Annotated in this window: 12 protein-coding genes and 1 tRNA gene; 8 read left to right on the top strand and 5 right to left on the bottom strand. The window is 36.6% G+C overall.

Features of this window, described 5'->3' with window-relative positions; translation table 11 throughout:
• Nucleotides 1-65: 65 nt before the first annotated feature.
• Together SCA31_RS16745 and SCA31_RS16740 are read left to right on the top strand one after the other, a co-directional pair.
• The gene (locus SCA31_RS16745) at nt 66-854 is read left to right on the top strand and encodes an SDR family oxidoreductase (protein WP_410698094.1); all 789 of its coding nucleotides are present in this window, start codon (nt 66-68) and stop codon (nt 852-854) included.
• 74 nt (nt 855-928) lie between these two features.
• Nucleotides 929-4,414 (top strand): DUF2723 domain-containing protein, encoded by a 3,486-nt coding sequence (locus SCA31_RS16740; RefSeq protein ID WP_410698092.1) that lies wholly within the window; start codon nt 929-931, stop codon nt 4,412-4,414.
• A gap of 87 nt (nt 4,415-4,501) precedes the next feature.
• On the opposite strand, the gene ric is transcribed toward SCA31_RS16740, so the two are convergent.
• The 4 genes from ric to SCA31_RS16720 all read right to left on the bottom strand — a co-directional run bounded on the left by ric (nt 4,502) and on the right by SCA31_RS16720 (nt 7,225).
• The gene (gene ric / locus SCA31_RS16735; RefSeq protein WP_410698091.1) at nt 4,502-5,227 is read right to left on the bottom strand and encodes an iron-sulfur cluster repair di-iron protein; all 726 of its coding nucleotides are present in this window, start codon (nt 5,225-5,227) and stop codon (nt 4,502-4,504) included.
• Nucleotides 5,228-5,265: 38 nt separating this feature from the next.
• Entirely contained in the window at nt 5,266-5,688 is a 423-nt protein-coding gene (locus SCA31_RS16730) for a c-type cytochrome (RefSeq protein WP_410698090.1), read from the bottom strand.
• A gap of 136 nt (nt 5,689-5,824) precedes the next feature.
• Entirely contained in the window at nt 5,825-6,256 is a 432-nt protein-coding gene (locus SCA31_RS16725) for an RrF2 family transcriptional regulator (RefSeq protein ID WP_410698089.1), read from the bottom strand.
• Nucleotides 6,257-6,427: 171 nt separating this feature from the next.
• Nucleotides 6,428-7,225, bottom strand: coding sequence for an AraC family transcriptional regulator (locus SCA31_RS16720; RefSeq protein WP_410698088.1), 798 nt, complete (start codon nt 7,223-7,225; stop codon nt 6,428-6,430).
• 133 nt (nt 7,226-7,358) lie between these two features.
• Between SCA31_RS16720 and SCA31_RS16715 the strand changes: the two genes are divergently transcribed.
• The 5 genes from SCA31_RS16715 (at nt 7,359) to SCA31_RS16695 (ending at nt 13,293) form a co-directional block, all read left to right on the top strand.
• Nucleotides 7,359-8,681 (top strand): TolC family protein, encoded by a 1,323-nt coding sequence (locus SCA31_RS16715; RefSeq protein WP_410698087.1) that lies wholly within the window; start codon nt 7,359-7,361, stop codon nt 8,679-8,681.
• A 4-nt stretch (nt 8,682-8,685) separates the two neighbouring features.
• Entirely contained in the window at nt 8,686-9,750 is a 1,065-nt protein-coding gene (locus SCA31_RS16710) for an HlyD family secretion protein (RefSeq protein ID WP_410698086.1), read from the top strand.
• On the top strand, nt 9,743-11,335 hold the full coding sequence (locus SCA31_RS16705) for a beta-carotene 15,15'-monooxygenase (protein WP_410698085.1): 1,593 nt from the start codon (nt 9,743-9,745) through the stop codon (nt 11,333-11,335). Before SCA31_RS16710 ends, SCA31_RS16705 begins: the two co-directional genes overlap by 8 nt.
• A 211-nt stretch (nt 11,336-11,546) precedes the next feature.
• Nucleotides 11,547-12,548 (top strand): GlxA family transcriptional regulator, encoded by a 1,002-nt coding sequence (locus SCA31_RS16700; RefSeq protein WP_410698084.1) that lies wholly within the window; start codon nt 11,547-11,549, stop codon nt 12,546-12,548.
• A 103-nt stretch (nt 12,549-12,651) separates the two neighbouring features.
• A complete protein-coding gene (locus SCA31_RS16695) occupies nt 12,652-13,293 on the top strand; it encodes a DJ-1/PfpI family protein (protein WP_410698083.1) in 642 nt (213 codons plus the stop codon).
• A 94-nt stretch (nt 13,294-13,387) separates the two neighbouring features.
• Here the strand turns inward: SCA31_RS16695 and SCA31_RS16690 are convergent, their stop codons facing one another.
• Nucleotides 13,388-14,422, bottom strand: coding sequence for a S66 peptidase family protein (locus tag SCA31_RS16690; protein ID WP_410698081.1), 1,035 nt, complete (start codon nt 14,420-14,422; stop codon nt 13,388-13,390).
• Between the two features lie 362 nt (nt 14,423-14,784).
• Here SCA31_RS16690 and SCA31_RS16685 point away from each other — a divergent pair.
• A tRNA-Lys gene (locus tag SCA31_RS16685) sits at nt 14,785-14,857 on the top strand.
• Nucleotides 14,858-14,992 lie beyond the last annotated feature (135 nt).

The raw sequence follows: 14,992 nt of genomic DNA, 5'->3' as shown, positions 1-14,992 counted from the left end.
TATAACCAACCTCCAAGGCACATCTGGAGGTTTTTTCTTACCTTTATATAAGCTAATTTGAACGTATGAATATTCAGTTGTTTTCAAAAAATGCCTTGGTAGGAGGAGCTACACAAGGAATAGGGGCCGGGATTGCCCTTGAACTTGCAAAAAGTGGTGCTAATGTTACTGTAATGTCCAGAAATGAAGCCAAGCTCAGGGATTTTGTATCCACATTGCCTGTCTTAAATGCAGATCAGAAACACCAGTATCTGGTTGCCGATTTTTCAGACTTTGAAAACTACAGAAAAGTGATTGCAGGGTATTTCAATGATCATTCTATAGATATTCTGGTTAATAATACCAATGGTCCGGAGCCGGGTTTAGCAATAGAAAAAAATACAGGAGACTATCAAAAAGCATTTGATCTACTCTTTAAAACTGTTTGTGAAACCACGCTACTGGCCTTACCTCATATGATAGAAAACAAAAATGGGCGTATCATTAATGTTTCCTCACTTTCCGTGAAAGAGCCAATTGGTAATCTGGCACTTTCTAATTCCATTCGTTCAGCAGTAATGGCCTGGGCAAAAACCTTATCCAATGAAGTGGCACAGCATAATATTACCGTAAACAATGTTTTAACAGGATATTTTGATACCGCACGCATTCAAAATCTGATTGATCATGAAGCGGAAAAAACAAATACCTCTGTGGATGAAATAAAAAAGACCAGAGAAAGTAAAATCCCAATGAAAAGGTTTGGAAAGCCCGAGGAATACGGTCATCTGGTTACCTTTTTAGCTTCTGATTACGCCGCTTATCTTACCGGAGCAAACATTCCTTTGGATGGAGGATTAAATAATACCTATTAAAATCAAAAATTTTAAAATTTTCATGTAATAAATCCTTTCCATCAGTTGTCTTATTAATTATTGGAAAATATTATATGAAAAATTGGTCTTTTAAAAAATGGAACACCGTAACGGGATGGTTCCTTTTCGGTATTGCGTTTATTACCTATCTCTCTACCATAGAGCATTCCCTGAGTTTTTGGGACTGTGGAGAGTATATTTCATCAGCTGTTAAACTTGAAGTAACCCACGCTCCGGGAGCCGCCTTATTTCAAATTATGGGAGCTGTGGCCAGTATTTTTGCACTGGGAAATTCAGAAAACTATTCCTTGGTAATCAATGCAATGTCAGCCCTTTTTAGTGCATTTACTATTTTATTTCTGTTTTGGACCATTACCCATCTTTTAAGAAGACTTTTAAATAAAGACTTCGAAGAAATTTCCGGACACCAGGAGATTTCTATTCTGTTTGCAGGAGCAGTCGGGGCATTATGTTTTACATTCTCAGATACATTCTGGTTTTCTGCAGTGGAAGGGGAAGTATACTCAATGGCCTCCCTGTTTATTGCGTTACTGGTCTGGCTCATTACCAAATGGGAAAACGAATATCGGGCAGTTGATAATGAGCGATGGATTATTCTTATTTTCTTTATTATTGGGTTGTCGGTTGGGGTACATATGATGTGTATGCTTGCAATTCCGGCAATCTGTTTGGTGTACTATGCCAGAAACTATACATTCACCTGGAAGAGTTTTATAATTGCCAATCTGGTAACCCTTGGAGTGCTGGCCTTTGTGTTTAAGATTATTTTCCCTTTGATCATGACGATGTTCGGGAAGTTGGAGATTTTCTTTGTCAATGGATTAGGACTACCTTTTCATTCGGGAACAGTGGCTGCATTTGTTATAATGGCCGCAATCAGTTTCTTTCTGATTAAATATGCCCGAAAGACCAAAAAAAATATTTATCAAACCATCGTTTTATCGGTTGTATACATGATTATTGGTTTTTCTTGCTGGTTGGTAATCCCGATCAGGGCTAATGCTAATCCTCCCATGAACCTTAACGATCCCGATACAGCGATTGGAATGAAGGACTATTATAACAGGGAACAATATGGCGACTGGCCAACCATCTACGGACAAAATTATACGGCAGCTCTTGACAGGAAAGGACTGGAAAAGAATGAAGACGGAAGCTACAAAAGAAAAATAACAGGTGACATTTATGAAAAGGATGACAAAACAAAAACCTACAGAAAAACCGGAGAACGATTCAACTATGTTTTTAGTAAATCTCATATAAGTTTTATGCCGAGGATGTTCAGTGAAGATAAAGAAGTAACGGCTAATTATATTGCCATGTACGGAGCTCCTGATTTTACATTCAACTATGATAATGAAGAAGTTGCAGACAATCCGCAGGCAAAACAAATTTTTGATGAATTGAGAACCAAATATGAAAATAAGACCATTACAGCAGAAGATTATTTAAAAGTAAAACCTTATGATCTTATCAATGTGCAAAGGCCCTCATTGGCGCAAAATATGGACTATTTTATCTCCTTTCAGAATGGGTATTATTTTGTAAGGTACCTCTTGTGGAACTTCGCAGGAAGACAGAATGATCTTCAGGGTCATATGGAAAACACCCACGGAAACTGGATTTCCGGATTTTCATTGATAGATAATGCTTTGTTGGGAGATCAGGATCATATGCCGGTCAAATTTAAGAATGAAAGTACGGTGAAATTCTTCTTTTTACCCCTTATTTTAGGTTTAATTGGTTTCTTTTTCCAGTTAAATAAAGATTTTGGAAGATTCTATGCAATCCTTTCGCTGTTTATTCTGACTAGCTTTGGAATTGTTTTTTACACAGGAGTGAAACCGTTTGAAGTAAGAGAGAGAGATTATGCAATGGTAGGTTCTTTTTATGCTTTTGCAGTCTGGATCGGGTTAGGAGCAGGGGCAATTTTATGGTTCTTGCAATCCAGGATCAAATCGAATGGCGCTAATGTGGTACTAGGAGCAATTTTATTAGGAGTTCCTTTTATGATGGGCTTTCAGAACTATACATCCCACGACCGAAGCAAAAAGAGTGCAGCATATGACTCGGCTTATTCATTCCTGAAATCTTTACCTAAAAATGATATTTTCTTTATCTATGGAGACAATGATACCTTTCCAACTTGGGCTATTCAGGAAACAGAAAGATTCAGAGATGATGTGAAAACAGTCAACTTCACCCTTCTAGCTACGCCTTGGAGTATCGATCAGGTAAAAAGAAGAACCTACAATGCAATGGGAATTCCGGGAGAATTAACCCATGAAGAATATAGAGACGGGGTTAATGATCAGGTATATCTGATGAAAAAGGACGATTGGGAGGGACTTTTTGCCATGTTAAAAGAACAAGGTGCTCCTGATACAGAATTTCAAACTTTTAGAAAATATTTGACACAGGATTCCATGACATTGAAAGAAGCTATGCAATTTCTTAAGTTAAAATCCGCCGAAAAAGATGAACTGTTGAAAATGTACTTCGGAGAAAAGGAGTATGAAAAATACAATATTATCCCTGTCAACAAATTTATTCTTCCCGTAAACAAAGAAAATGCGGTGAAGTCAGGAACTATTAATCTGGAAGATCTTCCAAATGCAGTGGATCATATTATGATTAACTATGAAGCTCATACTCTTTACAAAAGCAATCTTATGATGCTGGATATGTTGGCTAACTTCGATTGGAAGCGGCCAGTCAATTTCTCATCAGGAGGAATGTATGACAGTGAAAATGTTTTTTATCTGGATGATTATCTGCAGTTTGATGGATTCAGTTACAGATTGGTTCCTATTCACACGCCTCAAGGTCCGGATGGAGATAAAGGTAGAGTAGATGCAAATTCTCTTTATAATGTGGTGAAAAACTTTAAATGGGGCAATTTTAAAGATCTCAGCATTTATTATGATGAAACTGCTACTTCCAATATTATAGGCTACAGAATGTCGGTAAGCAGAGCCGCTTCTGCTCTTGTCTTAAATGGACAGAAAGCTAAGGCACAGGAATTATTAGATCTTGTAGCAAAGGAAATTCCCGTTGAAAAATACAATGATCCACGTTCATTAAGTTCTATTGTAACCGCTTATATCGTTGCCGGAGAAGAGCAAAAAGGGATTCAACTGGCAGAAAAACTTAAAAAAGAAATATTTGAAGAGTATGATTATTATCTAAAACTTTCTTCCGAATTTCAGGCAGCTGCGCGGAGACAGATGAGGTCAAAACCAATGGAATATGCGCTTGTTATTTCAGCAGTGACAGAAGGATACAGAAGATTGGGACAGAATGAGAAAGCACATGCCTATCTGCTAAAATCTGTGGAGTCAATTGATCAAAAATTCAATGTCTTTGTAAAAAGTCTTCAGCAAATGGATAAAGAAAAAGCGATGAAAGAATCTGAAAATGTTCAGCAGATTACTCCTTTCTATCAATATTTATTTGACGTTATGAAGCCTTTTGACTCTAACTATTCAAAGAAGAAAGAAGAGCAGATTACCACCGCTATGATTAGAGCAACACAGTAATAAGAATGACAAGACAACCCACTTAATAATTAAAAAAGCCTTTAAATTCAATATTTAAAGGCTTTTTTATATAATGGAAATTACATTTTATGCTCCAACAGAAAATTCCTTTTCCAGTTGTATTGCTTTAGGGAAAAGAATATTATTTTCAAGGTGAATATGTTTATGAAGATCATTTTCAAAATCCTGCAGCATGGCAAAAGCTACTTTATAAGTATTACAAGCATCTGCAGGCGGCTGGTATTCGTTTGTGATCTCCGCAATCTTTCTGAAACGGTCACCCTCCACGGTATGTTCGTGCTGCATCATATTAACCGGATTTTCCACTGTTCCAAATGCAGGTTGTGCAAGGTTTCCTCCTGATATTTTAGTCTTAATCATATTTCTTACAAAAGGAAATAGAATAAGTTCCTCTTTTTTCATATGAGCGGCCAGATCATGTGCAGACTCATTAAACAGGGCATTGATCTCAAACAGTTCAGGATGTCTTTCACCGTGAACCTTGCATAGTTTTTCTAGAAAAGCCTGTAAAACTTGGGTTTTCTCCTCCACATAACGATGGTGGGTTTTCTCAATATAATCTGCCAGAAGATCTAATGGCCAGCTATTGAAATCTATTGTTGCTGCTTCATTTTTCGAAAGGGTTTCCAGTTCTTCATAGATTTTTTCAGGCGGCATTTTTTTGGTGTTGCATGCTTCTTCAATGGTTCTTCCGCCTTTACAGCAGAAATCAATTCCGTGTCTATTAAAAATAGCTGCTGCTCTGAAGTCCTCAGCTACAATATTTCCTATACAATCTGTTTTTGCATTCATAATACAATACTTTTTTGTCTTTTATTATTTTAAATTTTTTATTTTTTTAATGATAAAATATACTTTACCATCAGTTTTGCATTGTCTTTACTGAGTTCATTGTGAGGTGTCATTGGGATATCTCCCCAATTTCCCTTTCCGCCCTCAATGATTTTCTGGGCAAGTATATCGAGATCGGCATCTGTATATTTTGCGGCAACTTCCTGATAAGAAGGACCTATTAATTTTGAATCTATTTTGTGGCAGGCAAGGCAATCTGCTTTTTCAATTAATTGTAAACCCTCATCTCCTGAGGGGCTCACTACCAATGGTGCAGCTGGTACCGGTTCTACAGGGGGAACTGATTGCTGAGCAGAGGAAGGTTCAGGAACAGGAATGGGTGTTGTTTCAGTCTTGGAGCATGAAAATAATAGGATGGATAAGGTCAGAATAATTGCGGTGTTTAAGAATTGTGTTTTCATAATGAATACATTTTATTATTTATTTTTTAAACTGTAAAATAATGACGATAGTGATTGTCAAAGCCTAGCAATCTCTTCATATTATATTATTTAAATATATTAAGATCTTTTTATCTTTTATTTTATTAAATTTTTTTTACACTTTAAGATGGGTTAATTTTAAATCTAAATTATCAACAAACATTTGTATACTAGAGGTTTCAAGCATAATGCGGAGATCATGTCTGATACTTTTGAACTGCTCATGAAGAGGGCAGGGGTGAATTTCAGAACATTGATCAAGCCCAAGACCACAACCCGAAAACAGTTTATCCCCGTCAATTTCTCTTACAATATCTGCAATGCTTGTATTCAGGTTGGACTGATCCATATAAAATCCACCATTAGGCCCTTTTGCCGATTGTACAAATCCTTTTCTGCTCAGATCCTGAAGAATCTTTGCAATGAAATGCTCAGGAGAATGAATGCTTTTTGAGATGTCTTTAATTCCGACTCTGCTGTCATTTTTAGACTGCTGGGCAATATAAATCAAAGCTCTTAAAGCATATTCGCAGGTTTTGGAAAACATCTTATCTGAATTTTATAGCACAAAGGTATAACTTATTTTTAATAAAAGATAAAAAACTCTTTTATTTTATTGGGATTTGATAAAGATCATGAAATGACAGATTGAACCATAAATACCTAAAATTTTAACCAGAAAACTCTCAAAAGCTTTTAAACACTTTACGCAAAACACTTAAAAAGTCTTACTGCTTTTTCTAAGATCTGATGGTCTGGATTGGGTAAACTCATGAAAGGTATCACTGAATGCACTGATAGAGCTATAACCCACATCATCTGCAATTTCGTTAATGGGTTTATCCGTATTTAAAAGGAGTTCGATAGCTTTTATAATTCTTAATGTTTTCAGGTATTGAAGAAAAGAAATATCCATATCAGCCTTAAACAGACGGGACATGGAACGTTCACTCAGCCCAAATCGGGCACTTACATTCCCTAGAGTAAGTTTTTCCCCGATATTCCATTCAAGATAAGAGACGATTCTCATCATTTGTTTATTATGGGTAGCAGGAAGAATAATGGGTAAGGGTTGATTATGAGTTTTGGGAAGGATTTTTTTTAAAGCCATTAAAAACTCAAAATTTTCGTCCTTGTCAGTGACATGCTTTTCGTCCCATATCTCTGAGTATTTAATCATCTGGATTAAAAGCTCGGATGCCGGATATATCCCCAACCTGCCATAGAAGGGATCAGAACCATCATCATGAGCATAAAAGTAAAGTGAACGAAGGACGGTAGCCGTATGTCCGATCTCTAAAATATGTTCCATTCCTTGAGGGATCCAGAAGAAGTGTCTGGCAGGCACCACATATGTTCGATTGTCTATTGTAATATAGGCTATACCGCCCTCTACATAGCTTAACTGTCCTTTTGTATGTTTATGAAAAGGAATGAGTTTTTCTGATTTTTCGTGCATTACAAATACACTTTTATCATGTTTATCTATATCCGGAAGTGCTGCAATTAATCCCATAAAAAAATGAAAATACTAAAGAAAATACAAATATACGCATTTGGCCGGAATCATGTAAAACTTGACTATTTTAGATAAAAGAGATGTCTGAATTGGAGAGTAACTTTGCAGAGCAATAATTCGAAAAATCCCGATGAAAATTTATCTTACCGGATTGCTGATGCTGGGAACTTCCTACATTATATCAGCCCAGACAGGCAGTCCAAGAAATGATACCATCCGCCTCTCCCTAAAAGATGCATGGCAAAAAGCTGAAGAAAACAGCCGTCATATTAAAATCAATACCATCAATGTAGACATCGCCGAAGCTGAAGTAAAAGACGCCAAAAGAGAAAGACTTCCGGAAATAGAAGTTAAAGGATCCGCAGAAAAAGCATCCAATATCCCAATTTATGAAAATGGTATTTTTTCCAAACCTACCCAACATGAAGTAATCCATACACTGTATAGAGCTGGAGCAGATTTTTACCTGAATATTTATAACGGAAATAAGCTGAACCTTAAGATCAAGGAAAATAAAACGCTTCAGAAAGTCAAGGAAATTCAAAAAGAACAGGCGATTTCGGATATTCATTACAAAACGGCAAGTCTTTATCTTGAACTACAGAAAACTTTCATCTTCAGGGATCTTATTAAGCAGGATATTGCAGATCAAAAAGTTCAGCTTAAGGAAATACAGGCACTTTATAAAAATGGAGTCGTTCTGAAAAGCGATGTTTTAAGAATAGAGCTTGAGCTTTCCAAGAGAAAAATGACCTTAATGACTATTGAGAATGATATCCTCATTGCTATGCAAAAGCTGAACATTATTTTAGGTATTCCGGATGATCAGGTTGTTATTCCTGAGGCTCCGTTCAGTCAATGGAATGAAAACACGACCTATGCAGAATATCTGAAACTGGCTTTGGATCATTCTTTCAATTATCATGTTTCGGAACAGCAAACTGAACTGAGCAAGATTAAGCTGAAGCAGGTAAAAGCCAACGTAAGTCCCAAAATTGGAATGTATGGAGAGTTTTATTATGCCAATCCACAGATTTTTCTTTACCCTTATAATCCTTATTGGTACTCCCTCGGCATCGTAGGAGTTAAGGCTTCCTTTTCCATTTCGTCTCTTTATCACAATACCCAGAAAGTAAAAGCTGCTGCATTGGAATTTGAAAAAGAAGAAGAAGTGCACAAAGACACGGAGGACAAAGTAAGACAACAGGTAAAAGAGGCCTATTTAAGATATCAGGAAGCTCTTGAACAGATAAAAGTTGCTGAAACCAATGTAGTTCAGGCTAAAGAAAATGCAAGAATCATCAAAAATACCTATTTCAACCAAACCTCTCTGATAACAGAACTTCTGGATGCCGATATACAGGTTCTTCAGACAAAATTTGAATTAGAGGCTGCAAAGATCATGGCTCAGAACAATTATTATTTACTACAAAATATTACAGGCGTTTTATAATACAATGAAAAAAAAATATACTCCCACCGATAGAATCATCACAAAAGTTACAGGATGGATTTCCGTTTTTATCGTTGCAACCCTTGCAGTTTGGGGCGGTTTTACCCTTAAAAATTACTATAAATATGAGCAGACCAATGATGCCCAGATTCAGGAATATGTAAACCCTGTTATTTCCAGAGCTGGTGGATTTATTGTAGCTGTGAAATTTGAAGAAAACCAGGAAGTGAAGAAAGGAGATACACTTTTACTGATAGATAATCGTGAATATATACTTCAGCAAAAACAAACCCAGGCAGCCCTGCAGAAAGCCCGTGCAGAGCTAAGAGTGCTGGAAAGCAATACTGGCACCACAGAAAAAGAAGCAGCTTCAGCACAGGCACAGGTAGATGCCAATAAAGCAAAGGTCTGGAAGCAGCAACTTGATTATAACAGATATAAAAAGCTTTATGATGATGAGTCTGCTACAAAACAGCGGTTAGAAGATGTAAAAGCAACTCTGGATGTCAACGAAGGCGAATATAAATCTTCTCAGGATAACTATGCCGCATCTATGTCTAAAATCAATGACATACAAACTGAGAAAGCCGTTGTACAGGCAGAAATTGCCAGACTGGAAGCATTGTTGGATCGCCATAAACTGGATGTAACCTATACCGCAGTTACTGCAGCATACGATGGAAGAATGGGACGTAGAACCGTTGAGATAGGACAAATGATTGATGCCGGAGAAACTCTTGCATTTATCGTGAATAATGAAACTGATAAATGGGTAGTTGCGAACTATAAGGAAACACAGATTAAGGATATGCATATCGGAGATCATGTGAAAATTGTGGCAGATTCTTATCCTGACAGAGAATTTCAGGGAACCATTATTTCTTTGTCACCAGCAACAGGGTCCAGTTTTTCACTTTTACCTCCTGATAATTCCACCGGAAACTATGTGAAAATTGTACAACGTATTCCTGTAAGAATTAAGGTTGAGGGGCAAAGAAAAGATATAGATGTCCTGAAATTGGGAATGAATGTGAATGTATATGCCAATAAAAAGCATTCCAATGGCTAAAAGACGAATGCCCTTTTTTAAAAGTTGGGTGCCGGAATGGCTGGTTAAAATCATCCTTTTCTCGATGACACTGCCGGGGATTATCATATTCTTTCTGCCACTTACCAACGTTAATGCAGCAGCAGGATATTATGGCTGTGAGCCTGCAGATATTCAGTTTTCAGTGGCTTTATTTTATGCCGGATATGTAGGGTTTTATAGTCTGGAAAGAAGATTTTTTAGCTTTCTGGCAGCTAAAGAGTATTTTCTTTTATTTACAACCTTGCAGATTGTAGCCTGTTTGGTCTGTTATTTCACTCGTGAAATTTATATTTTATTTCCCATACGTTTTATTCAGGGAATGTTGTTTGCAGGGAATGTTAACCTTTCACTTACCCTGATCTTTACACGGCTGAACAATGAAAGAGGACGGGAGATCAGCTTTTCGGTATTCTTTGGAATTCTGATCTGTGCATTGCCTTTTAATAATTTAATTACAGCAGATCTTATAGACTCCTATAATTTTAATATTGTCTATAAAACGGCAATCTTTTCTTATTTGCCGGGACTTGTATTTCTGAGTCTTGTGATGAGTAATTACAGAACCCATGTCAGATTCCATTTGTATAAGCTGGATTGGCAAAGTTTTGCAGTCTTTAGTACCATACTGGTACTTATAGGATATATTATGATTTTTGGCCAGGAATATTATTGGCTGGAAGATAACCGGATTTTAGGATCTGTAATAGGGATTATTATTTTGACAGGAATATCCATATTTCGACAGCAGGCGATTAAAAGACCTTACATTGATCTTCGGATATTCCGATACAGAAACTTTAAAGTGGGGCTGTTGATTCTTTTTGTCATGTATATCTGTCGTTTTGCCTCAGGAATTACCAACAACTATTTCGCTACAGAGCTTCATCTTGACCCGTTTTATATTTCCTATATTAATATTTTTAATCTTTGTGGACTTGTTATTGGGGTAATTATTGCCTGCTGTATGGTATTGCAGAAGAAAAGAATTCAATATATCTGGGGACCCGGGTTTCTTATGTTGCTTGCCTTTCATGCACTGATGTATTATTCCTTTGATGTTCAGGCTGATGAATTCAACTATTACATTCCGTTATTTCTTCAGGGATTAGGAGTGGGATTAATTATGGTTCCTACTATCATTTACATTATTTCATCAGTTCCGGCTTCTATTGGTCCGTCAGCAGCAGCAACAGCTCTTACGATAAGATATTTGGGATTCTGTGTCAGTATTGCATTGATCAATTTTTTTGAACTTTTCGAAAAAAGCCGTCACTATAATGCTTTTCAGGATCATTTAAGTGCGATAGACCCTGCCGTTAAAAGTTTCTTACATCAACAAACAGCTAAATTGACTGCTAAGGGAATGCTGGAAGATCATGCGGTAAAAGCTTCCAATAAATTGCTGGTGAGAAGAATAAATGTCCAGAATCATGTTCGTTTTGCCATGGATTATTATGAAATGATGATGTGGCTCCTTGCCATTGTCTTGCTTCTGATTTTTCTTTTCCCGTACCTTAATCGTACAGCTCTTTATTTAAAATCCCGCAGGTTATCTCCGGCATAAATGTAGATGATCATTGAAAATTTTTAAATACAAATACAATCAGAAAAGTATAGCTTATTAGCTAGTTTTTATAGTAGAGTGCTGAGACTGTCTTTTATGGCAGTCTCTTTTTATAATCAAAAGAGATGATGAAGTATGGCTGAAAGTGTATATTTTTTGTCATTGCAGCCATGATGCATTCTCAGTACATTTGTATCATACAAATAAGGATATGGAAGAGGTAGAAAAAGATACAGGAATAAAAAATATTGTGCTTTTGGTTTTACCGCAGGTACAATTATTGGATGTTGCGGGACCTTGTGATGTTTTCACTTCAGCCAATCGTTTTTTATCTGAGGAAAGCTCCAGGTCAGGATATTATGTCTACCTTGTATCAGGAACATCAGAAAAGATCTTGTATTCAAGTTCCGGAATCCCGTTGACCTGCAGCCATACCATTTATGATTTTGATTTTAATATAGATACATTATTAGTTGCAGGAACTGCGCTTACCGTGTTGGATGAGATCAATCCGGAGCTTTATTCTTACCTGCGTAATATGAAAGAAAAAGTAAGGCGGATGGGCTCAGTCTGTGTAGGAGCATTCGTACTGGCAAAAGCTGGACTTTTAAATGGAAAGCAGGTTACCACTCATTGGAAGTATGCAGATGCATTACAAAAAAGCTACCCTGAGCTGGAGGTCAATATCAATCCTTTTTTTATCCGGGATCAGCAGATATATACCTCAGGAGGTGTCTCTTCCGGGATGGATCTGGCATTGGCTGTTGTAGAGGAAGATTTTGGAAAGCCATTGGCTGCAGAAGTTGCCCGCCACCTTGTTCTGCATTTAAAAAGAGTAGGAGTACAGTCGCAGTTTGGAAACGCTCTCCCAGATTATGAAACCCTGTCCTCTTTTACAAAAGATATAAGAGATTTACTTAAAGATAAGCTAGGGCTGTCCATAAACATTGAGTATATGGCAGAGTTTATGAATATGAGTGTTCGCAATTTCTCCAGAGTATTTTTAAAAGAATCAGGAATGACTCCCGGTCGGTTTCTTGAAAAAATGAGACTTGATCAGGCAAAAAATATGTTGGAATATACAGATATGAGCCTTGATATGATTGCCGATAAATGTGGCTTTGGAAGTTCTGTTTCTCTTCGGAGATTATTTTTGAAAAACCTTTCCATTTCTCCCGCACAATATCGAAGAGCTTTCAAGGGAACAGAATAATTAAATTTTAACTTTTTAATACACAATAAGGCTGACAATCATTTGTCAGCAGGCAAAATCCATGTCTTTTTCAGAAAAATATTAATCTTTAAAAAATAGAATAATGAAGCAAGTACAAAACAGTAAAACAATGAATGTAGCATTTTTAATTTATGATCAGGTAGAAGTTCTTGATCTGAACGGTCCTCTGGACGTTTTTGTTAAAGCAAATGTAGTACAGCCCGGAAGCTATAACTGCTATACCGTAGGGAAAACAATGGAACCAGTGTATACAGAGGCCAATACCATGTCAATAATTCCTACTTATGATATACAAACGTCTCCAAAACCTGATATGATTGTGATTCCCGGAACTAATCCTGATCAGGTAATGAAATACCTAAAAGACGATGACTTTCAAAATATTGTATTGAACTGGGTGAAAAATAATAGTAACAATGGAACCGTTATTTTTACGATTTGTACGGGAAGTATGCTGTTGTCAGAAACGGGCATCCTTGATCATTATGATATTACGACTCATAGCATGCTGCTGGATGCATTGGAACAACATAATCAGGAAAGTAAGGTTAAAAAAGGAGTACGGTATGTAGATCAGGAACAGTTAATTACCACTGCAGGGATCACTGCCGGAATAGATGCCGCTCTTTACTTGGTCGGGAAGCATCATGGAAGTGAGCTGACAAATACTTTGATTACCCTTTTTGAGTATCAGAAGACAAAGATGGAAGATTCTATGGCTTAATAAGCTCTTTTTTTAATAAAATATAAAATGAGTTTAAAATTAATCGGCGGCTTCGAAGAAGCCGCCGATTAATGAATTCAATATACTTCAAACTTTATAAAACTTCACTTTCCAATATAGAAAATGTCTGATCAATACAGTTGATTTCCGCTAATTTCCCATAAGGAAGTGTAAAAGTAGGGCAGGTGTGGCCGAAATCCATCTGGGTAATGACGGGAAGATCATAAAGATCTTCTTCATCCAAAACTTTCAATAGCTCGGTTTCATATTCCTCTGCATGTAGATTATCATAAGGTCTCCCAAAAATAATTCCCTTTGCATTTTTAAGAATTCCTGTTGCAGCATAGTTTCTTAGCCACCATCTTACATATTCAGTTTTAGGTTTATCCTCTGAAGTTTCAAAAAACAAGATACAATCTTTCCATACTTCCGTATCCGGCCAGTAGTCCGTTCCTTTAAGCATTTCAAGCACTTCGATACATCCACCTATCAAAGGCCCCTGTACAATGGAGTTTCCTCTTATAAAGCGCCATCCCGAAGAAAGAGTTAATTGCCTTTTGGTATTCTGTAGAGAAACATCAAACCAATCGAGAAATTCCGTCGTCCAGCCCTCTTTATTAGGATGGATCTGTCCAATTACAGACGGAGAAAATAAAGTTCTGTTGATATCATTGATTTGATATTCATGCATCGCTCCATTCTCTGCAAAACCAACCAGTAAAGAAGTACCATAAAAGGAGCTTAAACCCGCCTTAAGACAGATAAAATGAGTAATGGTACTATCAGAAAATCCAAGAAATATCTTTGGGTTATTTCTGATGACATTAATATCGATATATTTCAACATTCGAATGCTGTCATCTCCGCCAATATTTGAAATAATAGCCTTTATAGAGGGGTCGGAAAAAGCGTCCATAAGATCATTGGCTCTGGCTTCAGGGTGGTTATAGATCCATTGTGCAGATTGCAGGGCATGTTTTGTTTCCGAAACCTCAAGGTTGAAAATCTGATTCAACCGTTCCTTGCCTTTTAAATAGCGATGTGGCAGATCGCCAGCGCCTCCCCATGACATGGAAATGGTTGCTATTTTATCACCACTGACTAACCTTTTGGGAGTAATTAATTTCATAGATATGGGATTACTTAAAAAAAACTATGATTTGAGATGATGTAACCATTGAAAAGATCAATCAGAAAAGGCTTGTATGCCTATTTCTTTCAAAAATAGAACTTCTTTACCAAAAATACAAAGATCAGTCCTTAAAAGCAAAGGTGAAAATCTTCTATAAACATGGCATAATAGAATACGGTCAAAGATCAAAGGACTAATTTCATAAAAAGTAATAATTGTAATTGATTTATAAACAGGTGCTTGATAGTTATTCTTAAAATTTGAAAATAAAAAAGCAGTGAAAAAGTTGGAATTAAAAAGGATTTTTCTATCTTTGCAGTCCCTTAAACAAAGGGATTTACTTGAAAAAGTAAGTGGCCGACTCGGTAGCTCAGCTGGTAGAGCAATACACTTTTAATGTATGGGTCCTGGGTTCGAATCCCAGCCGGGTCACAACAAAAAAAGAACTGCAATTTTGCAGTTCTTTTTTTGTTTTTTTATAGGTAAATTTTAAATCTGCTCATTAACTTTTTTAAACCTCTATCTTTCCAGAAGAGTTGTGATGTATATTTGTATAATATCACGAGA

Source organism: Chryseobacterium sp. SIMBA_028, assembly GCF_046535285.1.
GTDB lineage: Bacteria > Bacteroidota > Bacteroidia > Flavobacteriales > Weeksellaceae > Chryseobacterium.
This window is presented reverse-complemented; position numbering and strand designations above follow the sequence as displayed.

What these genes read in the sequence shown, in the direction of transcription:
- SCA31_RS16745 (WP_410698094.1), top strand. Translation starts at nt 66, where the DNA reads ATGAATATTCAGTTGTTTTCAAAAAATGCCTTGGTAGGAGGAGCTACA.
- SCA31_RS16740 (WP_410698092.1), top strand. Translation starts at nt 929, where the DNA reads ATGAAAAATTGGTCTTTTAAAAAATGGAACACCGTAACGGGATGGTTC.
- ric (WP_410698091.1), bottom strand. Translation starts at nt 5,227, where the DNA reads ATGAATGCAAAAACAGATTGTATAGGAAATATTGTAGCTGAGGACTTC.
- SCA31_RS16730 (WP_410698090.1), bottom strand. Translation starts at nt 5,688, where the DNA reads ATGAAAACACAATTCTTAAACACCGCAATTATTCTGACCTTATCCATC.
- SCA31_RS16725 (WP_410698089.1), bottom strand. Translation starts at nt 6,256, where the DNA reads ATGTTTTCCAAAACCTGCGAATATGCTTTAAGAGCTTTGATTTATATT.
- SCA31_RS16720 (WP_410698088.1), bottom strand. Translation starts at nt 7,225, where the DNA reads ATGGGATTAATTGCAGCACTTCCGGATATAGATAAACATGATAAAAGT.
- SCA31_RS16715 (WP_410698087.1), top strand. Translation starts at nt 7,359, where the DNA reads ATGAAAATTTATCTTACCGGATTGCTGATGCTGGGAACTTCCTACATT.
- SCA31_RS16710 (WP_410698086.1), top strand. Translation starts at nt 8,686, where the DNA reads ATGAAAAAAAAATATACTCCCACCGATAGAATCATCACAAAAGTTACA.
- SCA31_RS16705 (WP_410698085.1), top strand. Translation starts at nt 9,743, where the DNA reads ATGGCTAAAAGACGAATGCCCTTTTTTAAAAGTTGGGTGCCGGAATGG.
- SCA31_RS16700 (WP_410698084.1), top strand. Translation starts at nt 11,547, where the DNA reads ATGGAAGAGGTAGAAAAAGATACAGGAATAAAAAATATTGTGCTTTTG.
- SCA31_RS16695 (WP_410698083.1), top strand. Translation starts at nt 12,652, where the DNA reads ATGAAGCAAGTACAAAACAGTAAAACAATGAATGTAGCATTTTTAATT.
- SCA31_RS16690 (WP_410698081.1), bottom strand. Translation starts at nt 14,422, where the DNA reads ATGAAATTAATTACTCCCAAAAGGTTAGTCAGTGGTGATAAAATAGCA.